Origin of the sequence: Sphingomonas cavernae, assembly GCF_003590775.1 — a bacterium.
Taxonomy (GTDB): domain Bacteria; phylum Pseudomonadota; class Alphaproteobacteria; order Sphingomonadales; family Sphingomonadaceae; genus Sphingobium_A; species Sphingobium_A cavernae.
Map to the genome: position 1 here is coordinate 1,038,332 of NZ_QYUM01000003.1, position 22,487 is coordinate 1,060,818.

Here is a 22,487-nt window from a genome sequence, read left to right on the forward strand (position 1 = left end):
CATATAGTTCAACTTATATGTGACCGAATCACTTCAAAAATGACTAGGGTGCCCCATGCCCCACGCGCCCTTCGTTCCGCTTCGTATCTTCTCGTCCTTCACCATGCTCGATGGCGCGATCGAACCCAAGAAGATCGCGGTGCGTGCGCGCGAGCTTGGCTTTCCGGCGGCGGCGATCACCGACCGCAACGGGCTTTATGGCGCGATGGCGTTTTCGGATGCGTGCAAGGGCGCGGGCGTCCAGCCGATCATCGGCGGGATGCTGTGCGTCGCGCGGCCCGACATGCCCGACGGTGTCGAGCCGATCTTCGACTGGCTGGCGCTCTACGCGCAGGACGAGCAGGGCTATGACAATCTCTGCGCGCTCGTGTCCGCAGCGCATCTTGACCGCCCCGTCGAGCAGCAGGCGCATGTTCGCTTCGAGGCGCTTGAGGGCCGGACCGACGGTCTGATCGCACTCACCGCGGGGGCCGAGGGCGGTCTGACCAGGCTCTTCGCCGAAGAACAGATGGCGCGCGCGGAAGGCTATGCGGACCGGCTTCAGGCGCTGTTTCCCAACCGCCTCTATATCGAGATCGTCCGCAGGCTCGACGAGGTCGAAGGCAAGGCCGAGCCGCATCTGCTCGACCTCGCCTATGCGCGCGATATTCCGCTGGTCGCGACCAACCCCTGCTGTTTCTCCGATGCGGGGTTCCACGCCGCGCATGACGCGATGCTGTGCATCGCGGGCTCCTCCTATGTCGAAAGCGACGACCGCAAGAAGAGTTCGCCCGATGCCTGGCTGAAGCCCGCCAAGGACATGAAGCTGCTGTTCGACGACCTTCCCGAGGCGCTGGCGAACACGCTCGTCGTGGCCCAGCGCTGCGCGGTGATGGCGCCCAAGCGCGCGCCGATCCTGCCCAGCCTTGCGGGCGACCGCGAGGGAGAGGCAAGGAAACTGCGCGAGGATGCGCATGCCGGGCTGGAGGCGCGGCTGGAGAAAGCGGGAATCGCCGACGACGAGGCGCGCAAGACCTATTTCGACCGGCTCGATTTCGAGGTCGGCATCATCATCCAGATGGGCTTTCCCGGCTATTTCCTGATCGTCGCCGACTTCATCAAATGGGCGAAGGACAACGACATTCCGGTTGGACCGGGCCGCGGATCGGGCGCGGGCTCTGTGGTCGCATGGGCGCTCACCATCACCGATCTCGATCCGATCAAGCTGGGTCTGCTCTTCGAACGCTTCCTCAACCCCGAGCGCGTCTCGATGCCCGACTTCGACATCGACTTCTGCGAAACACGGCGCGAAGAGGTGATCCGCTACGTCCAGCAGAAATACGGTCGCGATCACGTAGCGCAGATCATCACCTTCGGGCGATTAAAGGCGCGCGCGGTGCTCAAGGATACGGGCCGCGTGCTCCAGATGAGCTATGGCCAGGTCGACCGGCTCGCCAAGCTTGTCCCCAACCACCCGACCGACCCGTGGACGCTGGAACGCACGCTGGAGAAGGGCGGCGTGCCCGAATTCCGGCACGAGTACGAAACCGACAAGGATGTGCGGAGACTCGTCGATCTCGCGATGAAGCTCGAGGGGCTGCCGCGCCACAGCTCCACCCACGCCGCGGGCGTGGTGATTGGCGACCGCCCGCTCGACCAGCTCGTTCCGCTCTACCGCGATCCGCGCTCGGATATGCCCGTCACCCAGTTCGACATGAAATATGTCGAGGGTGCGGGGCTGGTGAAGTTCGACTTTCTTGGCCTCAAGACGCTGTCGGTGCTGCAAAAGGCGGTGCAACTGCTTGAAAAGCGAGGGACGACGGTCGATCTGGCGGCGCTCGAATGGGATGATCCCAAGGTCTACGAACTGCTCCAGCGCGGCGACACCGTCGGCGTGTTCCAGTTGGAATCCGAAGGCATGCGCCGCACGCTCGCTGCGGTGCGCCCGTCGAACTTCGGCGACATCATCGCGCTCGTCTCGCTCTACCGTCCGGGCCCGATGGACAACATCCCGATGTTCGGCGCGCGCAAGAACGGCCGCGAATCCATCGAGTATCCGCATCCGATGCTCGAGGGCATATTGTCGGAAACCTACGGGATCTTCGTCTATCAGGAACAGGTGATGCAGGCCGCGCAGATCCTTGCGGGCTACAGCCTGGGCGACGCCGACCTGCTGCGCCGCGCGATGGGCAAGAAGATCAAGGCTGAGATGGACGCGCAGCGCGCGCGCTTTGTCGACGGCTGCGCCGCGAACCAGATTTCCGCGGAAAAGGCCAATGAGCTGTTCGATTTGATCGACAAGTTCGCAGGGTACGGCTTCAACAAGAGCCACGCGGCCGCCTATGCCCTTCTCGCCTACCAGACCGCCTGGCTCAAGGCGCATCACGCGCCCGAATTCTTTGCCGCGTCGATGTGCTTCGATATGGCGCTGACCGACAAGCTCGGCATCTTCGTCGAGGATATGGGGCGACTCTCGGTCCCGTGCCTGCCGCCGTGCATCAATGGGAGCGAGGCCGAATTCTCGGTCGAGGACGGGCCCGACGGGCTTTCGGTGCGCTATGCGCTCGCGGCGCTCAAGGGCGTCGGCGAAAAGGCGATGGAATCGCTCGTCGCCGAACGTGTCGCGAAAGGCGCTTACGCCTCGCTCGACGACTTTGCCGACCGCGTCGATCCCCGCGCGCTCAACCGGCGCCAGATGGAAAGCCTTGCCGCGGGCGGTGCGTTCGACACGATCAATTCGGACCGCGCGGGCGTGTTTGCGGTGGCCGAGACGATCCTCGCGGTCGCCTCGCACGCCGAGGAACAGCGCACCAGCGGGCAGGGCGGCCTGTTCGGCGGCAACGAGGCGAAGGCTGCCGCAATCCAGATACCCCAGAGCGCGCACTGGACGCTCGCCGACCGCATGGCACAGGAAAAGGATGCCTTCGGCTTCTATTTCTCGGCGCATCCGATCGACCGTTTCCGCCATCTTGCCGATGCGCATGGGGCGCGGAGCTACGCCGCACTTTGCGCCCAGCCTGCGCCCGCGGATGCCAGCCGCACCCCTGGCATGATGGCGGGGCTGATCGAGGATGCGCGTTGGCGCACCTCGGCGCGCGGGCGGCGCTATCTGATGGCGACCTGTTCGGACGCCTCGGGCCAGTTCATCGCCACATGCTTCGACGACGACGTCGCGAAGGACCTCGAGGACGCCGCGCGCGAAAACGGGTGCGGCTTGCTGACCGTGGAGCTCGATCGCCGCCCGGGTGAGGAAACGCCGCGCGTGACGGTCAAACGCATCCAGCGTTTCGAGCAGCTCGTCGGCAATGTCCGGCTGATACTCGACGTCACGGTCGACGATCCGTCGGTCGTCGTGCTGATCGCAGGTCTCGTCGCAGGCGCGCGGGGCAGCCGCGGCGAACTCGTGCTCAACGCGCAACTCGCCGATGGCGCGAGCGCACGCGTGCTGCTCGGGCGCGACTATCTGCTCGATGCCGAACTCTCCGCGCGGATCGAGGCGCTTCCCGGTGTCCTCGCGGTATCGCTCAGATCCGCCGATCAACCCCGGCTTGCGCTCGTCTCCTGACCAGCTAACATTCCCGTAAACAAGAATACGGGAGAGTGAAGAATGCTTGGCGGAATGCAGGATTTCGAGCTGCGCGTGCCGCGTCTGATCGACCATGCCGAGCGCGAGCATGGCCAGCGCGAAATCGTCAGCTACTGGGCCGATGGCACGACCACGCGGACCAACTGGGTGGGCATTGCGCGCGATGCACGGAAGCTGGCGCAAGCGCTTGAAAAAATGGGCGTGAAGCGCGGCGATCGTGTGGCGACGCTGGCGATGAATCACAGCCGCCATCTTGTCGCCTGGTACGGCGCCATCGGCATGGGCGGGGTCATCCACACGGTGAACCCACGGCTGTTCGACGAGCAGCTTGTCTATATCGCCAACCATGCCGAGGATAAGGTCCTGTTCTACGACAAGGCGTTCCAGCCGATCATCGACCGGCTGAAGCCCGAATGGACCTCGATCGAGCATTTTGTGTGCTTCGATTCGGATAGTTCCGACGGCCCCTCGACTTCGCTCGGGACAGGTTTCGAGGCGTTGATCGCCGCCGAGGACGGAGACTATCGCTGGGTCGAGGGCTCCGAGCGCGAGCCCTGCATGCTCTGCTACACCAGCGGGACGACGGGCAACCCCAAGGGCGTTCTCTACGAGCACCGCTCCTCGGTGATCCATTCAATGGCGGAGGTCGCGCCCAATGTGTTCGACCTGTCGAACCAGTCGGTGGTGCTGCCGATCGTGCCGATGTTCCATGCGGCTGCCTGGGGACTGCCCTTTGCGGGCGCGCTCGCGGGCGTGAAGTTCGTCTATTCCGCGGTCAATGACGGCGCGGTGCTGTGCCGCCTCTTCAATCAGGAGAAGGTGACGCATTCGGCGGGCGTGCCCACCGTCTGGCTCGCCATGTTCCAGCACATGGACGCGACGGGCGAGACGCCCGAGCATCTGAAACTTGTCACCATCGGCGGCTCGGCCGCGCCGCGTGCGATGATCGAGCGGCTGATGAAGATGGGAATCCGCGTCGGCCATGCATGGGGCATGACCGAAACCTCGCCGATCGGCACGATGGGCGCGCCGACCTGGAACTGGGACGAGATGAGCTTCGAGGAGCAGGTCGATCAGGTCGCCAAGCAGGGCCGGGTGCCATTTGGCGTGGAACTGCGCGTTGTCGGCGAAGACGGCCGGGAGCAGCCGCGCGACGGCGTGAGCTCGGGCCGGCTCCAGATCCGCGGCCCATGGGTGATCAAACGCTATTTTCAGGACGCCTCGGGCGATTGCGTCGATGCCGAGAGCTGGTTCGACACGGGCGATGTCGCGGTGATGCACCCCTGCGGGACGATGCAGATCACCGACCGTTCGAAGGACGTGATCAAATCGGGCGGCGAATGGATCAGCTCGGTCGAGCTTGAAAATGCGGCGGTGGGCCATCCGGCCGTGGCCGAGGCCGCGGCGATCGGCATATACCATCCCAAATGGGATGAACGTCCACTGCTCCTCGTGATCAAGAAGGCGGGCGCCGAGGTTTCGGCCGCCGAGATCACTGCCTATCTGTCTGACAAGGTTGCGAAATGGTGGCTGCCCGATGAAATCCTGTTCGTCGAGAGCCTCCCGCACACCGCGACAGGCAAGCTGCTCAAGACCGCGCTTCGGACGGAGTATAAGGATCACAAGCTGCCGGGGGTGACCGAGGCGGCGTGATTGGCGGTGATCGGTCCTTGATGGCGGGATGTTCTGCGACCCAGTGCATTGAGCGTAAAATGTGCATCATTATGCCGCTCATCCTGAGGAGCCGTTGAGCTTGGCGAAGTGAGCAGGTTCGAACGTCCCCCGGATACGCAGCCATGCCGAGGGCATGGCAGGCCTGCTCACCGTCTCGAAGGACGCATTGAGCAGGTCCTTCGAGACGGGTCTTCGCCAAGCTCAGCCCCTCCTCAGGATGAGCGGTTCTGATTTTACGCTCGATGCTCAATAAACCGACAGCCTACAGAAAGCTGTACGGATCCACGTCCACCGCGACGCGCACTTTGGCCGACCATTCGAGCTTGCCCAGCCAGTCGCGGATGACGTCCTGCACGTCAAGCGCGCGGCGGGCGTGGACGAGCAGTCGGAAGCGGTGGCGGCCGCGCAGCATGGCGAGCGGGGCGGGGGCGGGGCCGTAAACATGCATGCCCTCGACGCGCGGAGCGGTGCGGCCGATCAGATTGGCGGTCTCCAGCGCGAGCTTCTGGTCCTCCGCCGAGATGATGATCCCCGCATAGCGGCCGAAGGGCGGGGCGCCGGCGTGACGCCGCGCCTCGGTTTCCGCCTCGTAGAAGCTGACGGCGTCGCCCGAGACGAGCGCCTCCATCACCGGCGCCGAGGGGTTGTGCGTCTGGATGAAGACATGGCCCGGCTTCTCGCCGCGGCCCGCGCGGCCCGCGACCTGCATGATCTGCTGGAAGGTGCGCTCGGCGGCGCGCAGGTCGCCGCCCTCCAGCCCGAGATCGGCGTCGACCACGCCGACGAGCGTCAGATTGGGGAAGTGATAACCCTTGGTCACGAGCTGCGTGCCGACGACGATGTCAATCTCACCCGCTTCCATCCGGCCGACGAACTCGGCGGCCTTGGCGGGTGACCACATCGTGTCGGAGGTGACGATCGCGGTGCGGGCGTCGGGGAAGAGCGCCTTCACCTCATCGGCGATGCGTTCGACGCCGGGGCCGCAGGCGACGAGGCTATCCTCGTCCTGGCATTCGGGGCAGTTCGCGGGCGGCTGCATGACGTGCCCGCAATGGTGGCAGGCGAGCCGGCGGACGAGCCTGTGCTCCACCATCCACGCGGTGCAGTTGGGGCACTGGAAACGGTGGCCACAGGTTCGGCAGAGCGTCAGCGGTGCATAGCCGCGGCGATTGAGGAAGAGCAGCGCCTGTTCGCCGCGCTCCAGCGTTTCGGTGACGCTCGCGACGAGCTTCGGTGCCAGCCAGCGGCCGCGTTCGGGCGGGTCCTGGATGAGGTCGATCGGCTCGATCTCGGGCATCGTCGCGGCGCCGAAACGTGCGGCAAGCTTGAGTTCGCGGTAGCGCCCGATCTCGACCTGCTGGCGCGTCTCGATCGCGGGTGTGGCGGAGGCGAGGACGACGGGGCAGCTTTCGAAATGGCCCCGCATCACCGCGACGTCGCGCGCGTGATAATGGACGCCTTCTTCCTGCTTGAAACTCGTCTCATGCGCCTCGTCGACGACGATCAGGCCGAGATCGGCATAGGGAAGAAACAGCGCCGAGCGCGCGCCCACCACCACCTTCGCCTCGCCGCTTGCGATCGCGCGCCACGCGCGGCGGCGCTGCGACTGGCGCAGGTCCGAATGCCAGGCGACGGGGGCGTGCCCAAAGCGCGCGGCGAAGCGCTTGAGAAACGGTTCGGTCAGCGCGATTTCGGGGAGGAGGACGAGCGCCTGCCGCCCCTGACGCACGACTTCGGCGATCGCCTCGAAATAGACCTCGGTCTTGCCCGACCCGGTGACGCCGTCGAGCAGAAAGGGCTCGAAGGCGCGCGCCGTCACCGCGTCAACCAGCGCGTCGGCCGCTGCCGTCTGGATCGCCGAAAGATCGGGCGGCGCATGATCGGGATCGGGCGTGTCATAGGGAGTGTCAGTGCTCACCTCGACCGGCTCGATCGCGCCCGCCTTGACGAGCCCGCGTATGACGCTGTCCGAGACATCGGCGATAAGCGCGAGTTCGCGGATCAGCCCCTGCCGTTCGCCGATCCGGTCGAGTGCCTGCGCGCGCTGCGGCGTCAGGCGCTCGGGACGGAAAGCGGTGAGGCGGTATTCGGTGATCATCTTCGCGCCCTCGAGCGCGGAGGAAGACGGAAGCGCCATGCGGACCACCGCGGCGGGCGGCGCCAGATAATAATTCGCGGTCCACTCGATCAGACGACGCAGGGGATCGCGCAAGGGCGGCAGGTCATAGACCGCGATCAGGTTGCGCAGCCGGTTGTCGCCGACCTCGGCGTCGGAGGGCATGCGCTCGGGCTCCCACACGACGCCCACGAGCTGGCGCGGCCCAAGCGGCGCGACGACGATCGAGCCCGGCTCGACCTCCATGCCACGCGGCACACGATAGTCGAGCGGGCCGAGCGCACTGTTGAGGACGAGGACGCGGGCGCGAGTCATGCCGCCCTAGTTAGGGAGTGTTTGGCCGAAAGGGAATCATCCAGCGAAGTCCGGCGCTTGGAAAGACCCGCTGACGCACGGACGGCGTGTCAGCGGCTCAGCCGGCGTGATGCGCCGCGCCGCTCCGCGCAAGAAATGGCGTGGCTGTTATGAAGACGATCAGCGCCAGCAGCAGGCCGATCAACGGATCGCCGATGGCGCGCGCGAGCAGCATCAGCGGTACGGATAGCGTGAGAACGGCTGCGACGATCGCCGCCGCAGAGAGGATGCGGGACATCAGCGAGCAGCCTTTGCGACATGCTGCTCGAGCACGGCCAGGTGACCCTGTGAGAAGCCGAAACCAAGAAAGCGCGCGATCTCGTCGGGCGACAGGCGCGCAAGGCCGCGCCGGAGCAGCACCGCCATGCGGCGCAGCGCCTCGAGCCGCGGGTCGGCGAGGGGATTGGCGCGACGGATGCCGAATATAGTCTCGACGAGGCGCCGGCCGCGGCCGGGCTCGTAAAGGCTTGCCGGGCTATCGTGACGCGCGAGTTCGACTATGGTCCACTCGCATGCGCTGAACGTCGCAGTGGCAGCCGTCACGGCGCGCATGCGCGTTGCGGGGATCGTCGGGACGGTGATCGAATTGGCGAGGTCGAGATAGGCCATGATCCTGATCCTGCTTCCTGATGGGCCCGGCCGGTTGGGAGGGAAGGCCGGCCGGGCCTCTGGGAGGGGCACAATCTGTTTACGGCAGATCGCAGGGTTTCATTAGATGGGCATTTTGCTACGCATCGTTTCCATAATTGCGATGATCGGCAATTCGGGCGTCACGACGCTCGTCGAAGCGCGGCAGCGCATCGGCACAGCATTTCGAATTGAGCGTGGACGCTTGAGGCTGTCGTCTTACCCGACAGGCTCGGCGTCATAGGCAGCCTTGAGCCCGGCGACGTCGAGCTTGACCATCTTGAGCATGGCCTGCGCGACGCGGCGTCCCCGATCACGATCGGGATCCTTCATCATTTCGATGAGCGTGTTGGGCACAATCTGCCACGCCACGCCGTAGCGGTCCCTGATCCAGCCGCATTGTTCGGGCGTGCCGCCATCGAGCAGCGCGTCCCACAGCCGGTCGACCTCGGCCTGGTCCTCGCAGTCGATCGTGAACGAGATCGCGTGGTTGAAGGGATCGAGCGGGCCTGCTTTTATCGCCTGGAACTGCTGTCCCGCGAGCGTGAAATCGACGATTACGACCGAGCCTTCGGGACCGGCCGGGCTTTCCGCGGGCATCGTCATGACGCTATCGATCCGCGAATCGGGGAGCAGCGAAACATAGAATTTCGCGGCTTCCTCGGCCTTGTCCGCGAACCACAGGCTTGGGATGATCTTGGACATGATCAGTCTCCCTTGTTGGGGCGTGGCCCGACCGCGGCGAACATCGCGCCTTGCGGGTCGAGCGCGTTGATGATCCACATGCCGCCGGGCACCTCGCTCGGGCCGTAGAGCAGCTTGCCGCCCTTGTCGGTGACGCGCTTGAGCGTCGCGTCGATATCGTCGACGCTGACATAATAGAGCCATGCCGGGTGCGGGAACTCCTTATCGTCCAGCATCCCGCCAAGATCGTCCTTGCCGGCGTTGAAGATCTGATATGTGCCCATCGGCCCCATATCCAGCGCCTCCGATTTGCGCCAGCCGAACTGCTTCTCGTAGAAATCGAAGCCCGATTTCCAGTCGGTTGAATGCAGCTCGTTCCAGCCGATATGCCCGGTCTTCATCGAGCGCGCGGCGTTCGTCCCCTCGCTTGCGGTGCTGAAGAGACAAAAGGCCGCGCCCTGCGGATCGGCTGCCACGGCGAAGCGGCCGACGCCGGGAATGTCGTCGGGATCGCGGTGAATCGTGCCGCCGTCCTGCGCCACCTTCGCCGCTGCGGCGTCGACATCCTCGACGCCGACATAGCCGACCCAGCCGGGCTTGCCGCCGGCATCACACAGCTCGGCCGGCAGCTCCATGACGCCGCCGATATCGGCGTCGCTCGCCGAGAGCAGCGTGTAGCGCATGTCCGGCATGCCCGCGTCACGGGCGTTCCAGCCGAAGACGTCGCTATAGAAGCTCTCGGCCTTTTCGGGTTCGGTGGTCAGGAGTTCGTACCAAACGAAATCGCTTTGGGAGCTGGACATCGTCAATCTCCTTGCGTGGCGGGTTCAGCCGGCTTCGACGATCGGCTCGAAACCGCCGAAGAACATGCGCTTGCCGACAAAGGGCATGTCGCCGTCGGGCTTCATCCGTTCGTCGGCCATGATCTTTTCCCAGGCGGCGTCGCGCACCTCGCGCGACGGCCAGGTGATCCACGAGAAGACAACGTTCTCGCCCTCTTCGGCCTTCACCGCCATGTAGAAGTCGGTGACCTCGCCCTTTTTCACATCGTCACCCCAGGCCTCAACCACCTGAAGCGCCCCGTATTCCTGGAAGATCGGGGCCGCCTTGGCCGCCATTTTCCGATAGGCTTCCTTGTTCGCCGTGGGTACGGGCACCACGAATCCGTCGATATAGGCCATTGCATAACTCCTCTCTGCCAAGCGTGACTGGCCTCAGGCAGCCACAGGCTCCGTGGGCGAACCGGCGGCAAGCGCGGCTTCGACATCCATCCACATCACTTCCCAGATATGGCCGTCGGGATCCTCGAAGCTGCGGCCATACATGAAACCATAATCCTGCTTCGGCGTCGGATCGAGGACGGCGCCGGCCGCTTCGGCCTTGCCGACCATCGCGTCCACATCCTCGCGGCTGTTGGCGGACAGGGCGAGCAGCACCTCGCTCGTGCTGTGCGCGTCGGCGATGGCCTTGGATGTGAAGTGGTTGAACTTCTCATGCGTCAGCAACATCACGGCTATCGTATCCGAAAAGCTCATCATCGACGCGGTCTCGTCGGTGAACTGTGCGTTCTGTTCGGCGCCTACCGCCTTGTAGAAGGCGATGGACCGGTCCAGGTCGCTGACGGGCAGGTTGATGAACACCATTCTGGGCATTGAACTCTCCTCTCGAATCGCTGTTTGACGATGATGCCAATGAAAGTTATAAAAAACAACTATGAAGTCACAAAAAATAACTGAGTCGGGTGCAAAGACCGGCGGACGGCGCTACGAGGATGCCTGTGCGACGGCGCATGCGCTTGATTTACTTGGCGAACGTTGGGCGCTTCTGGTGATCCGCGAGCTGATGTTCGGGCCCAAACGGTTCAGCGATCTCCGCGCCGATCTGCCTGGAATCAGTGCCAATGTGCTGACACAGCGGCTCGAGGGGCTCGCCGCGGCGGGCATCCTCGTACGCCGCAAACTGCCCCCGCCGCATGCGACGCATGTCTATGAACTGACCGATTGGGGTTATCAGACCGAGCCGGTCTTTCAGGCGCTGGGGCGCTGGGCAGTGCACTCGCCGCATCATGATCCGAGCCTGCCCTTTGGCTCGACCTCATTGTTCCTGTCGTTCCGGACGATGCTCGATCACGCGCGCGCCCAAGGCCTCGATGCGCGGATCGGCTTCCGGCTGGGGCATGAAACCTTCGTCGCGAGGCTCTCGAACGGGCAGATCGCGATCGCGCGCGCGGCGATCGAGGATGTCGACCTTATCTTCACGGGCACCGCGCAGATGATCGCGGCAATCGTTTACGGGGGCCAGCCGCTCGCCGACCTCGAGGCGGCGGGCGCGGTGTCGATCGAGGGTAACCGGGCGCTTGCCGAGCGCTTCGTGACGCTGTTCCCGATACCCGCAAAGGAGACCGGAGGCGGCTGATCGCACCGCGGCTTCGCGAATGGGCGCGCTGGCACTATAGAGCGCCCCAACGAATCACCTTTCCAAGCGAGCGCATCCCATGAAGTTCTTCGTCGACACCGCCGACACCAAGGAAATCGCCGACCTGGCCGCCACCGGCCTGCTCGACGGCGTTACCACCAATCCTTCGCTGATCCACAAATCGGGCCGCGAGTTCCTCGACGTCGTCAAGGAAATCTGCGGCATCGTCGCCGGTCCGGTTTCGGCCGAGGTCGTCGCGCTCGACCATGATGGCATGATGCGCGAGGCCGAAATCCTGCGGAAGATCGCCGACAATGTCGCGGTCAAGGTGCCGTTGACCATCGACGGTCTCAAGACCTGCAAGAAGCTGACTTCGGACGGCACGATGGTCAACGTGACGCTCTGCTTCTCGGCCAATCAGGCGCTGCTCGCGGGCAAGGCGGGCGCGACCTTCATTTCGCCCTTCGTCGGCCGCCACGACGATGTCGGTTTCGACGGCATGGAACTGATCGCCGACATCCGCCAGATCTATGACAATTATGATTTCCCGACCGAAATCCTCGTCGCCAGTGTCCGTCACCCGATCCATGTGCTTCAGTCGGCCAAGATCGGCGCCGACGTGATGACTGCGCCGCCCGCGGTCATCAAGGCGCTGTTCAACCACCCGCTGACCGACAAGGGTATCCAGGGCTTCCTCGCCGACTGGGAAAAGACCGGCCAGAAGATCGGGTAATATCCCTGCCGTCATCCCGGACCTGATCCGGGATCCATGAACACGGACCGCACAAATCCTGCGCCGACCGTGTTCATGGACCCTGAAACAAGTTCAGGGTGACGAAGACAGGGGAAACGGGGCATGGTGCCTCGATGACCGGGGCACCCTCCCTTATCGCCGCGTGGCGCGACCATCTCCGTACCCAGCGGCGTCGTTCCGAGCATACGGTGCGCGCCTATGTCGCGACCGCCGAGCGGTTGCTCGCCTTTGTGCAGGAGCATCGCGGCGAGGCGGTCGATCCCGCGCTGCTCGCGACGCTGACACCCGCAGACCTCCGCGCCTTCCTTGCCTTTCGTCGTGGCGAGGGCCTCAGCAACACATCGGCCGCGCGCGAATTGTCAGCGGTGCGGGGGTTTCTTGCCTTTCATGTGATGGAGGGCGCGTCGCCGCCTCGGCTCAAGGGGCCGCGCGTCAAGAAGGGCGTGCCGCGCCCGATTTCTCCCGATGAGGTGATCGCACTTGCCGAAGATGCCTCGGAGCACGCGCGCGAACCGTGGATCGGAGCACGCAACTGGGCGGTGCTGCTGCTGCTCTACGGCGCGGGACTGCGTATCGGCGAGGCAATGGCGCTTACCGGCAACGTCCTTCCACTGGGTGAAACGATGAGCGTGACGGGCAAGCGCGGCAAGACGCGGATCGTGCCGATGCTGCCGCAGGTGCGCGACGCGATCGAAGCCTATGTCTCGCAATGCCCCTATGCCCAGTCCAGGGACGCTCCACTGTTCCGTGGCGCTCGTGGAGGCCCGCTTTCGGCGGCGCTGATCCGACGCGCGGTGCAGGGCGCGCGGGGGAGGCTGGGACTATCGGACCGGACGACGCCACATGCGCTGCGCCACAGCTTCGCGACGCACCTGCTCGGTCGAGGCGCCGATCTGCGCGCGCTGCAGGAGCTTCTGGGGCATGCGAGCCTTAGCTCGACGCAGATCTACACCGCGGTCGATGCAGCGCACCTGCTCGACGTCTATCGCAATGCCCACCCTCGCGCCTGATCAACTGATCAGGCTTTGGGCCGCCAGAAAATCACGCGCCAGAGATAGCTGCCCACGATCAGGACGATCACAGCGGTGGATACGGGCCCGATGAAATCGTCGATCTTCTCGACATTGTTGCCCAGCGTCCAACCGACCAGCGCCAGCACGCTCGTCCAGCCCGCGGTGCCGATCGTCGACCAGATGACGAAGGTCGACAGCCGCATGTGCAGCAGCCCTGCAGGGATCGAGATCAGCGACCGCAAGGTCGGCAGCATCCGCCCGAAAAAGACGAAGGCGTAGCCGAACTGGCCGAACAGCTTTTCGGCGCGCTGGATCTCGTGCCAGTCGAGCGTCAGCCAGCGGCCATATTTGTCGATAAAGGGCTTGAAGCGCTCGATCCCGACGACGCGCGCGGCGAGATACCAGAAATAGTTGCCGAGCATCGCGCCCGCGGTGCCGCTGCCGATCACGCCGGCGAGAGTCATGTGCCCCTGCGCCGCCTTCACGCCCGCGATCGACATGATCACCTCGGACGGGATCGGCGGGAACACCGTTTCGAGAAACATGAGAAAGGCGACGCCGAGATAGCCCGATTGCTCGATGAGCCTGATGATCCAGTCTGACAAATTGGGGTCCTTAGCGTGCGAGCCGCTTGTCGATCGCATCCCAGATCATCGCGGCGGTGTCGGTGCCGTTGAAATGGTCGATCGCGACGATGCCCGTCGGAGAGGTGACGTTGATCTCGGTGAGCCAGCCGCCGATCACGTCGATGCCGACGAAGAGGAGACCGCGCTTTTTGAGCTCCGGTCCCAGCGCCTCGCAGATTTCCTGTTCGCGCGCGGTGAGCGTGGTTGCCTCGGCGCGGCCGCCCGCCGCAAGGTTGGAGCGGATCTCGCCCTTGCCGGGGATGCGGTTGATCGCGCCCGCGACCTCGCCGTCGACGAGCACGATGCGCTTGTCGCCGCCCGACACCTCTTTCAGGAAAGCCTGCACCATGAACGGCTCGCGCCATACTTCGCCGAACAGCTCGACGAGCGAGGCGAGGTTGGCGCCGTCTGCGCCGATGCGGAACACCGCCGAGCCGGCATTGCCGTGGAGCGGTTTGACGACGATCTCGCCATGCTGCTCCTGAAAGATGCGCACTTCCTCGAGCGAACGCGTGATCAGCGTCGGCGGCATGAAATGGCCGAAATCGAGGACGAACAGCTTTTCGGGCGCGTTGCGGACCGATGCGGGGTCGTTGACCACCAAAGTCTGGTGCCTGATGCGCTCGAGCAGGTGCGTCGCGGTGATGTAGCCGAGGTCGAAGGGCGGATCCTGCCGCATCAGCACAACATCGACCTCCAGACCAAGATCGAGCTTCACGGGCTCGCCGAAGCTGTAGTGATCGCCGTTGACGCGCTGGACGGTCACGGGGTGCGCCCTCGTCCACACACGGCCATCGGCATAGCTCAGGTCATGCGCGCCATAATGATAGAGCCTGTGCCCGCGCTGTTGCGCGGAGAGCATGATCGCAAAGGTGGAATCTCCCCCGATCTTGATGCTTTCCATCGGGTCCATCTGGACGGCGACCTTGAGGCTCATAGCTTTCTCCGAACAAACGCGCGTCGCGCTTTAGAGCCTGATCGGTTGAGGTGGAAGCACTTCGTGCTTCGGCCGATCGGTCCTGTCACCCGTGCCAGGCGTTGGCGATGTGGCGGGGCAGGCGCCAGGGGCACAGCAACAGCACGTCGATGCGAATGTCCTCGCCGTGCCGGGCGAAGCGCGGGGCCAATGCATTGGCGGCTGCGGCGACGCGCTTGAGCCGGTGGCGGTCTATTGCAAGATCCAGCTCGGCCGAAGTCCCGCGCGTCTTGACCTCGACGAACGCGACGGTCCGGCCACGTTTCGCGACCAGATCGACCTCGCCCATCGGTGTCTTGACGCGCCGTGCGACGATCCGCCAGCCTTGGAGCCGAAGCCACCATGCGGCGGCAGTTTCGCCCGAACGTCCGCGGCGCTCGGCGCGCTGGCGCCCCTTCATTTAGTCCCTCCCGAGAAGATTTTTGAGGTTCTGCGCCGCCTTCCCCCTCCGTTCGGGCTGAGCCTGTCGAAGTCCTGCCCTTCTTCTACATCGCAAAGGGAAGGACAGGACTTCGACAGGCTCAGCCCGAACGGAGGGGGACAGGGTGAAAGCCGATTGCCGCTGTTCACGCCCCTCGCATCTCCATCGCGCGTGCGTAAAGCGCCTTGCGGTCTAGCCCGAGCCTTTTTGCGACCTCGCCCGCGGCCTTGGCGGGAGGGAGGCGGGTCAGCGCCTCCGCCAGCGCAGCGTCGGCGTCGTCCTCGCTCGCGGGGGGCGCTTCACCTGGCGGGGCGACGATGACGACGATCTCTCCCTTGGGCGGATTGTCGGCATAACGCGCGGCGAGCGCCGAAAGGCTCTCGGTCACGCATTCCTCGAAGCGCTTGCTGATCTCGCGCGCGACCGCCGCCTCGCGGTCGCCCAGCCCCTCGGCAAGCGCCGTCAGCGTGACGGCCAGCCGCGGCCCCGATTCGTAGAGTATCAGCGTCGCCCGGACCGCCGCGACCTCGGCGATCGCATCGGCGCGCGCCTTTTGCTTGGGGGGCAGAAAGCCGAGAAAGAGAAAGCGGTCGCTGGGCAGTCCGGCCAGCGTCAGCGCCGCGATCGCCGCGCAGGGGCCGGGAATGGTGACTACGGGCACCCCGGCGGCGCGTGCATCGCGCACCAGCTTATAGCCCGGATCGGAGATCAGCGGCGTGCCAGCGTCACTCACCAAGGCAATGGATTCATTGCCCATTCTGTCGATCAGTCCCGGCCGAACACGATCGGCATTGTGATCGTGATAGGGCATCATCGGCCGCTTGACGCCAATGTGCTGGAGCAGCTTCGCTGTCACGCGACTGTCTTCGCACGCGATCATATCGGCCTGCGACAAAATCGTCGCTCCGCGGGGCGACAGATCGGAAAGATTGCCGATCGGGGTCGCGACGATATAGAGACCGGGTTCAAGTTTTGCGTTCATGAGAGGATGGTCATGGCAGAAGCGGTGCTCAGGCTGCAACCGGCGGTTACAAGAAAATCGCGGTTGTTCGGGACGTTCGGGGTGCTGGTCGCGGGGCTGGCGCTCGCGGGCTGCCAGACGATGATCCCCAAGGGCAAGCCCGCGCCCAAACCCGTCACCGAGCAACCCGACGGGCCGGTGGGGCCGGGGCTTCCCGAGGATCAGTTGCGTCACCGCGTCGCGCTGCTCGTGCCGATGACCGGAAGCAATGCCGGCGTCGGTGAATCGATCGCGAACGCCGCCAACCTCGCGGTGCTCGACACCGGCGGCAAACAGATCCGCATGACCACCTATGACACCGCGCTCGGCGCGGCGGCGGCGGCGCAAAAGGCGATCGCCGACGGCAACAAGGTGATCCTGGGACCGCTGCTGGCGGAAGATGTCCGCGCGGTGGCGCCGATCGCGCGCAAGGCGAACGTGCCGATCATCAGCTTTTCGAACGATGCGAGCGTGTCGGGAGGCGGCACCTGGCTGCTCGGCTACAGCCCGGCCCAGTCGATCGAGCGTGTGGTCGGCTTCGCGCGCACCAAGGGCGCGGCGAGCTTTGCGGGGCTGGCGCCCAACGGCGTTTATGGCCAGCGCGCCTCGAGTGCGATGATCCGCGCGGTCGAGGCCGCGGGCGGCCGCATGGTCGGCATGCAGAATTACGACCGGTCGCAAAAGTCGATGCAGGCGGCGGTGACGCGGCTGGCGCAGACGAGTTCCTATGATGCGCTGCTGATCGCCGACAGCGGCGGTGTCGCGGTCCAGCTCGCGCCGATGGTGCGCAAGGGCGGGGGTGCCAACGCGCATCTGCTCGGCACCGAATTGTGGAACACCGAAGGCGCGATCGCGAATAGCCCCGTCCTGCGCGGCGCCTGGTTCGCGAGCGTTTCCGACGGGCTCTACACCCAGCTTTCGACCAAGTACCGCGCGCGGTACGGCAAGGCGCCCTATCGGCTTTCGAGCCTCGGCTATGACGCGGTGCTGCTGGTCACCCGTGTCGCGCGCGACTGGAAGGTCGGAACCGCGTTCCCGGGGCGCGTGCTGGGCGATGCTGGCGGCTTTGCGGGCATCGACGGCGCTTTCCGCTTCGACAAGGACGGCATCGCGCAGCGCGCGCTCGAGGTGCAGCAGGTCGATGCGGGCCGGTTCACGGTCGTCTCGCCCGCACCCAAGACGTTTGGCGACTGATCGGCGCGCCGCCTTCTCGTCGGTCACGCGGCAACCACAATCAGGCTGTCCTTTCCGCGCGCCTCGGCTATGGCCGCACGCGTGACACACAGCCAACCCACTGGATTCGGGCCGCGCGACATCCTGGTCGCAGCCATGATGAACATCCTGTGGGGCTTGAACATCGTCGCTGTGAAGCTGGCGGTGGAGGCGACAGGCCCGTTCACCGCGGCGATGCTGCGTCAGGCGATCGTCTTCATCGTCTGCGCCTCGGCGCTCAGGATCGTGCCGGGCAAGATGCGCGAGCTGATCGGGCTGGGGTTCCTGTCGGGCGGCGTCTTCTACGTCTTCGTCAACTGGTCGCTCGCGGTCAGCGACAATGTCAGCGCGCTCGCGATCGCGGGGCAACTCAGCGTGCCATTTTCGCTGATCCTGGCGGTCATCTTTCTGGGTGAGCGTATCCATATCGTCCGGATTGGCGGGATCGCGCTGTCCTTTCTGGGCGTCGTATTGCTCGTCTTCGACCCATCGGCGGGCAGCGAGGTTACGGGTATCGCGCTGACCGCAGCGGGCAGCTTCATCTGGGCGCTGGCTTCGCTCATCCAGCGGCGAATGGCGGGGGTGCCCGTGCTCACCATCTATGCGTGGATGGGGCTGATCGGCACCATCGTGCTGCTGCCGCTGACCATCTGGCAGGAAGGCGACGTGCTGAAGGCCTTGCCGACGTTGCCCTTGCGCGATTTCGGCTGGATCGCATTCTCCGCGATCGGCTCGACGATTTGCGGGCACGGCGCGATGTCGTGGCTGCTCCAGCGCCACCCGATCACCAGCGTCGTGCCGCTCATGCTCGCGTCGCCCGTGATATCGGTCATCGCCGCGTCGCTTTTCTTTGCCACACCGCTCACGCCGATTATGATCGCAGGCGGTTCGATAGCACTGGTTGGTGTCGCGATCGTCACGATCCGCACCGCGCGCGCGAAGGAGCATCAGGGTTGAACGCGTATATCGAGACGCCCTCTCCCAATTTCGACGAGCGCGCGCTACCGATTTCGATGATCGTGCTCCACTATACAGGGATGCAGGATGCGAGGTCCGCGATCGCGCAGCTCGCCAATCCCGAGGCCAAGGTCTCGGCGCATTATGTCGTGGCGGAAGACGGCCAGATCATCCGCATGGTGGCGGAGAACAAGCGCGCCTGGCATGCGGGGCGCTCGCACTGGCGCGGGGTTACGGATATCAACAGTGCTTCGATCGGCATCGAGATCGTCAATCCGGGGCATGAATTCGGCTATCGCCCGTTCCCTGACGAGCAGATCGATGCACTGATCCCGCTCGTCGCCGACGTCATGGCGACCTACCACATCTCGCGCGGCAATGTTGTCGGCCATTCGGACATCGCGCCTGCGCGCAAGCGCGATCCGGGCGAGCTTTTCCCTTGGGCGCGGCTCGCGCGGCACCGGCTCGCGCTGCCCAGGCCGACAAAAAACCTGATGGACCCCAACTGGTCGGACGCGGGCTTTCTGCTCGCGCTCGAGCGCTTCGGCTATGAGGTGACCGATCCGCTGGCCGCGGTCGTCGCCTTCCAGCGCCGCTTCCGTCCCGAACTGATCGACGGCGAGATCGATGGAGAAACGCGCTCGATCCTGCTCGCGTTGCTGCTGCCGAAACCGCAGGGAGACGATTAGGCGCGGGACGATTGATGGTTGGCGCTCAAACCGGTTCCTGATAGGAGCGCCGCCATGTCCGATCGCAATCTCCGTGACGCCGCGCTACGTGGCCTCAAGGGACGGTGCCCGTCATGCGGCGAGGCGCGGCTCTTCGCGCGCTTCCTGAAGCCCGTCGAAATCTGTCCGTCGTGCGGGCAGGACTGGCAGCACCATCAGGCAGATGATTTTCCCGCCTATCTGGTGATCCTGCTGCTCGGCCATCTGTTGGTGCCGATCGTGATCGAGGCCAACCTGCTGCTCGATCCCCCGATGCTGTTCCAAATGATCTTCTGGCCGCTCTTGTGCGGTATCGCCGCGCTGTTGCTGATCCAGCCGATGAAGGGCCTGGTGATCGGCTTCCAGTGGGCGCGGCGCATGCACGGCTTCGAAAAAGGCTGAAGCATTGCGCGAAAAGCTGGTACCCGGCTTTTCGCACCAGCAATGCGGCAACCGAGCGACTTGGCAACGCGCGCAAACGCGCCTATCTCGCTCCAGCCAGAGGGTCGGGCGGCCGCGGCTCCTGCTATGCAGGGGGCGAGGAAAGTCCGGGCTCCACGGAAAAACGGTGCCGGGTAACGCCCGGCGGGGTGCGCAAGCGCTTCAGGGACAGTGCCACAGAGAGCAGACCGCCACGCTTCGGCGCGGCAAGGGTGAAAGGGTGCGGTAAGAGCGCACCGCGGGACCGGCAACGGAACCGGCATGGTAAACCCCACCGGGAGCAAGACCGAATAGGGGCGGCACATGGGCCTTTTTCCGGCCCGTCGCCCGGGTTGGTTGCTTGAGGCGCGGAGCAATCCGCGTCCTAGAGGAATGGCCGCACAGCCCGCGCAAGCGGGTGGACTGAACCCGGCTTACAGACCCTCTGGCATTATTTCGGCGGCGCGCATGGCAAAATCACGCCCGCACCGCTACATGGGGCAAATCTATGGCCCGTTCCTCCCGATCCTATGACTGGGGTTTTCCCCGCTGGCGTGGTTACGAAGCGACGCGCGAGGCGGCGAAGGTGCGCCTGTGCGATCGGCACGGCTGCGACAAGCCCGGCGACCGTCCTGCGCCCAAGGCGCCGAACAGCCCCGAACGCTGGTATTTCTGCGAGGAGCATGCGGGCGAATATAATCGCAACTGGGACTATTTCGCTGGCCTGACTGCCGAGGAGGCCGCCGCGCGCGAGGCGCGCGAACGCGCCGATTTCTCGGGCTTCAAGGAGGCGCAGCATTATGGTTGGGGCGGCCCGGGCGATGGCAGCCGATCGCGCGACGAACTCCACGCGCTCAAGGCGCTGGAACTTGACGATGACGCCGATTTCGAAGCCGTCAAAAAAGCGTGGCGCAAGCTCGCCAAGGAAAATCACCCCGATGTGAAGCCGGGAGACGCCGCCGCCGCGGTGCGATTTCAGGCGATTCAGGCCGCGTTCGAGGTATTGCGCAAGGCCGAGGAGCGCCGCCCGCGTTGACGCGTCACGTCCGATCCAATTGGGAAACCGCGCTGCTCGTCTGCAGGAAATGCTCGAAGCGACAGCATGGCGGCTTCGGCCCCAGGGGCAGGACATCGCTTGCCAAGGCGCTGAAAAAGGAAATCGGTGGCGGGAAGGGCAGGAAGGCCAGCGTTGGCGTGGTCGAGGTCAAATGCCTTGGCGTCTGCCCCCGTCATGCGGTGACGATGATAGACACGCGTCACCCGCGCGAATGGCTGCTGGTAAAGCCGGGGGCGGATATCGCGCAAATTGCGGGCGAACTCGAACTGCCCGACGGCTGATCGCGGCTTAGAGTTTGTCCTGAAAGGATTGAATCGTCATGCTGAACTTGTTTCAGCATCCATTGATGCCGCTGGCCCCGCGGAGGCCCGGGCATGGACCCTGAAACAAGTTCAGGGTGACGACACTGCTTCGATCTGAACAGGACATACTTTAGACCTGATCGTTTCAGGCAGGTCGCGGCTCAGCGCTGCGTTCCGCGCGGCGCGCATATTCGTCGGCGAAGCGCTTGTGGATCCGTTTCACGCAGCCATCGCGCGAAGCGGCCGCCAGCCGGCGTTCCTCGCGCTCGCGGCGGGTGAAGTAATCATGGTCGTCGGGTCTGGTCACGGTGGGCCTCCGGGTCGCGCCCTCCTTTCTATCGGTTGGGACGGCGGTGCGCATTAATCTCGATCAGTGCGCGCGGGGCAGCTCAATCGGGCGTGCCGTCGACATAGAGATAGGCGTCGTCGAACTCGCCCGTCGCCTTGAGCGCCTCCCAGTCCAGCACGCGTGCCTCGCCGCGCTGGAATTCGAGCTGCCCGCTGTCGCGCAACTGGCGCAGCACGCGGTTGACGTGGACGGACGTCAGGCCGCACGCCTCTGCGATATCGGACTGGGTGACGGGAAGGTGGAAGCGGTTGCCGCTCGACAGGCCGACCATCGCGAGGCGCACGTTCATTTCGCAGAAGAAGTGCGCAACCCGTCCCGTCGCGCCCAACCGGCCGAGCCGGAATATCCATTCGCGGTGCATCGCGGCGTCCAGCAGCGTGCTGAACCACAGCATCCGAACGAGATGCGGATGATCGCGCGTCAGCGCGAGCAGCGTCTCGCGGGGAAAGGTCGCGACCTTTGCCCGGCTTATCGTCGCGACATCATGGTCGAGTTGTTCGAGCGGGAAGGCGTGCAGGTCGACAAAGTCGCCGGGGACATGCAGGGCGACAAGCTGCCGCTGCCCATCGCGACCATCCATGTACCGGCACATCAGCCCCTCGACGAGCAGCGTGCTGCGCGTGACGGTTTCGCCTTGCCGGACCATGACGTGCCGCGCGGGCAACACCCGCACCTCGGCGACGGCGGCTTCCAGCGCCTGCTTCTCCTGCTCGGACAACCGGTCGCGGCGGCGGCGTTGCAGGAACAGCGCGGTAATTTTGACCAAGGGCGCCCCCTTTCTGGCATGTCCAGCCGTCTACTCGGGCGCCGATGGTGCCGCCGATCGCGCCGTCCGACAAGCTGAAGTCGTAACTAGACCAGAATAAATTTCGTCACCTTGATCGAGGTTAGTCGCAGACAATGCGCAGTGTGCAAGTTTCGCGGGTGCTGCTTTGGACCCGAGCAGCATCACGCGCAGGCGGGCTGTCCCTTAGCGACCCGGGGATAGCCCGCCCGCCAGAGGAGCGAGGTGCCATGTCGGATCACTATCGCGACGGCGTTGCCCAGGCCGTTCCGTGCACCCAGAGCCAGATCTATGCCGATCACGCGCGCAAGGCGCTTGCCGAAGCGGAGGCATCGGCGCTTCCCAATGTCAGGAATCGTCTTGTGACAGCCGCAAAACGCTGGATCGCCCTAGCTCAACAGGCCCGAAGGATGGAGTTGCGGCACGAATCCGCGTCCGTTGCCGATGATGCGGCGCGCGATCAACCAGCGTAAC

General features: G+C 64.9%; 25 protein-coding genes and 1 other RNA gene. 13 read left to right on the forward strand and 13 right to left on the reverse strand.

Annotated elements, in window-relative coordinates; all coding sequences use genetic code 11:
- Positions 1-55 precede the first annotated feature (55 nt).
- Positions 56-3,544, forward strand: a complete 3,489-nt coding sequence (dnaE, locus tag D3876_RS12615; RefSeq protein WP_119762664.1) for a DNA polymerase III subunit alpha — start codon at positions 56-58, stop codon at positions 3,542-3,544.
- 42 nt (positions 3,545-3,586) lie between these two features.
- Positions 3,587-5,218 (forward strand): long-chain fatty acid--CoA ligase, encoded by a 1,632-nt coding sequence (locus tag D3876_RS12620; protein WP_119762666.1) that lies wholly within the window; start codon positions 3,587-3,589, stop codon positions 5,216-5,218.
- Positions 5,219-5,501: 283 nt separating this feature from the next.
- On the opposite strand, the gene D3876_RS12625 is transcribed toward D3876_RS12620, so the two are convergent.
- The 7 genes from D3876_RS12625 to D3876_RS12655 all read right to left on the reverse strand — a co-directional run bounded on the left by D3876_RS12625 (position 5,502) and on the right by D3876_RS12655 (position 10,672).
- The gene (locus D3876_RS12625; protein ID WP_119762668.1) at positions 5,502-7,670 is read right to left on the reverse strand and encodes a primosomal protein N'; all 2,169 of its coding nucleotides are present in this window, start codon (positions 7,668-7,670) and stop codon (positions 5,502-5,504) included.
- A 97-nt stretch (positions 7,671-7,767) separates the two neighbouring features.
- The gene (locus tag D3876_RS12630; RefSeq protein ID WP_119762670.1) at positions 7,768-7,947 is read right to left on the reverse strand and encodes a hypothetical protein; all 180 of its coding nucleotides are present in this window, start codon (positions 7,945-7,947) and stop codon (positions 7,768-7,770) included.
- Positions 7,947-8,318, reverse strand: a complete 372-nt coding sequence (locus D3876_RS12635) for a hypothetical protein (RefSeq protein ID WP_119762672.1) — start codon at positions 8,316-8,318, stop codon at positions 7,947-7,949. The genes D3876_RS12630 and D3876_RS12635 overlap by 1 nt, the downstream gene beginning before the upstream one ends.
- A 237-nt stretch (positions 8,319-8,555) precedes the next feature.
- The gene (locus tag D3876_RS12640; protein ID WP_119762674.1) at positions 8,556-9,041 is read right to left on the reverse strand and encodes a VOC family protein; all 486 of its coding nucleotides are present in this window, start codon (positions 9,039-9,041) and stop codon (positions 8,556-8,558) included.
- Positions 9,042-9,043: 2 nt separating this feature from the next.
- On the reverse strand, positions 9,044-9,823 hold the full coding sequence (locus D3876_RS12645; protein WP_119762676.1) for a VOC family protein: 780 nt from the start codon (positions 9,821-9,823) through the stop codon (positions 9,044-9,046).
- Positions 9,824-9,847: 24 nt separating this feature from the next.
- Entirely contained in the window at positions 9,848-10,201 is a 354-nt protein-coding gene (locus D3876_RS12650) for a DUF1428 domain-containing protein (RefSeq protein ID WP_119762678.1), read from the reverse strand.
- 33 nt (positions 10,202-10,234) lie between these two features.
- Positions 10,235-10,672 carry a VOC family protein gene (locus D3876_RS12655; RefSeq protein ID WP_119762680.1) on the reverse strand — a complete coding sequence of 146 codons (438 nt, stop codon included), beginning with the start codon at positions 10,670-10,672 and terminating at the stop codon, positions 10,235-10,237.
- Positions 10,673-10,733: 61 nt separating this feature from the next.
- On the opposite strand from D3876_RS12655, the gene D3876_RS12660 reads away from it, so the two are divergent.
- From D3876_RS12660 to D3876_RS12670, 3 genes are all read left to right on the forward strand, one after another.
- On the forward strand, positions 10,734-11,435 hold the full coding sequence (locus D3876_RS12660; RefSeq protein ID WP_119762682.1) for a winged helix-turn-helix transcriptional regulator: 702 nt from the start codon (positions 10,734-10,736) through the stop codon (positions 11,433-11,435).
- A 79-nt stretch (positions 11,436-11,514) separates the two neighbouring features.
- On the forward strand, positions 11,515-12,168 hold the full coding sequence (fsa, locus tag D3876_RS12665) for a fructose-6-phosphate aldolase (RefSeq protein WP_119762684.1): 654 nt from the start codon (positions 11,515-11,517) through the stop codon (positions 12,166-12,168).
- 134 nt (positions 12,169-12,302) lie between these two features.
- On the forward strand, positions 12,303-13,199 hold the full coding sequence (locus D3876_RS12670) for a tyrosine recombinase XerC (protein WP_119762686.1): 897 nt from the start codon (positions 12,303-12,305) through the stop codon (positions 13,197-13,199).
- 8 nt (positions 13,200-13,207) lie between these two features.
- Here D3876_RS12670 and D3876_RS12675 read toward each other — a convergent pair whose 3' ends face one another.
- From D3876_RS12675 to rsmI, 4 genes are all read right to left on the reverse strand, one after another.
- Complete coding sequence (locus D3876_RS12675) at positions 13,208-13,807, reverse strand: DedA family protein (RefSeq protein WP_119762688.1); 600 nt, start codon at positions 13,805-13,807, stop codon at positions 13,208-13,210.
- 10 nt (positions 13,808-13,817) lie between these two features.
- Positions 13,818-14,765: a glutathione synthase gene (gene gshB / locus D3876_RS12680; RefSeq protein ID WP_119762690.1), complete on the reverse strand. Its 948-nt coding sequence runs from the start codon at positions 14,763-14,765 to the stop codon at positions 13,818-13,820.
- An 85-nt stretch (positions 14,766-14,850) separates the two neighbouring features.
- Positions 14,851-15,204, reverse strand: a complete 354-nt coding sequence (locus D3876_RS12685) for a YraN family protein (RefSeq protein WP_119762692.1) — start codon at positions 15,202-15,204, stop codon at positions 14,851-14,853.
- A 166-nt stretch (positions 15,205-15,370) separates the two neighbouring features.
- Positions 15,371-16,207, reverse strand: a complete 837-nt coding sequence (rsmI, locus tag D3876_RS12690; RefSeq protein WP_119762694.1) for a 16S rRNA (cytidine(1402)-2'-O)-methyltransferase — start codon at positions 16,205-16,207, stop codon at positions 15,371-15,373.
- Positions 16,208-16,219: 12 nt separating this feature from the next.
- Here rsmI and D3876_RS12695 point away from each other — a divergent pair, with 12 nt between their 5' ends.
- The 7 genes from D3876_RS12695 (at position 16,220) to D3876_RS12725 (ending at position 20,859) form a co-directional block, all read left to right on the forward strand.
- A complete protein-coding gene (locus D3876_RS12695) occupies positions 16,220-17,419 on the forward strand; it encodes a penicillin-binding protein activator (RefSeq protein WP_119763825.1) in 1,200 nt (399 codons plus the stop codon).
- A gap of 69 nt (positions 17,420-17,488) precedes the next feature.
- A complete protein-coding gene (locus tag D3876_RS12700) occupies positions 17,489-18,394 on the forward strand; it encodes a DMT family transporter (protein WP_119762696.1) in 906 nt (301 codons plus the stop codon).
- 56 nt (positions 18,395-18,450) lie between these two features.
- Positions 18,451-19,083 carry an N-acetylmuramoyl-L-alanine amidase gene (locus D3876_RS12705; protein ID WP_119763827.1) on the forward strand — a complete coding sequence of 211 codons (633 nt, stop codon included), beginning with the start codon at positions 18,451-18,453 and terminating at the stop codon, positions 19,081-19,083.
- Between the two features lie 54 nt (positions 19,084-19,137).
- Positions 19,138-19,503: a DUF983 domain-containing protein gene (locus D3876_RS12710; RefSeq protein WP_119762698.1), complete on the forward strand. Its 366-nt coding sequence runs from the start codon at positions 19,138-19,140 to the stop codon at positions 19,501-19,503.
- A 96-nt stretch (positions 19,504-19,599) separates the two neighbouring features.
- An RNA gene (gene rnpB, locus D3876_RS12715) (RNase P RNA component class A) lies at positions 19,600-19,974 on the forward strand.
- Positions 19,975-20,029: 55 nt separating this feature from the next.
- Positions 20,030-20,557, forward strand: coding sequence for a J domain-containing protein (locus tag D3876_RS12720; protein WP_119762700.1), 528 nt, complete (start codon positions 20,030-20,032; stop codon positions 20,555-20,557).
- Positions 20,554-20,859, forward strand: a complete 306-nt coding sequence (locus tag D3876_RS12725) for a thioredoxin domain-containing protein (protein ID WP_119762702.1) — start codon at positions 20,554-20,556, stop codon at positions 20,857-20,859. Before D3876_RS12720 ends, D3876_RS12725 begins: the two co-directional genes overlap by 4 nt.
- Positions 20,860-21,025: 166 nt before the next feature.
- Here D3876_RS12725 and D3876_RS20510 read toward each other — a convergent pair whose 3' ends face one another.
- Entirely contained in the window at positions 21,026-21,187 is a 162-nt protein-coding gene (locus tag D3876_RS20510; protein WP_182912004.1) for a hypothetical protein, read from the reverse strand.
- Between the two features lie 82 nt (positions 21,188-21,269).
- A complete protein-coding gene (locus D3876_RS12735; protein ID WP_420801961.1) occupies positions 21,270-21,995 on the reverse strand; it encodes a Crp/Fnr family transcriptional regulator in 726 nt (241 codons plus the stop codon).
- Between the two features lie 248 nt (positions 21,996-22,243).
- On the opposite strand from D3876_RS12735, the gene D3876_RS12740 reads away from it, so the two are divergent.
- Positions 22,244-22,486, forward strand: a complete 243-nt coding sequence (locus tag D3876_RS12740) for a hypothetical protein (RefSeq protein WP_119762706.1) — start codon at positions 22,244-22,246, stop codon at positions 22,484-22,486.
- The last annotated feature ends 1 nt before the right edge of the window (position 22,487 follow it).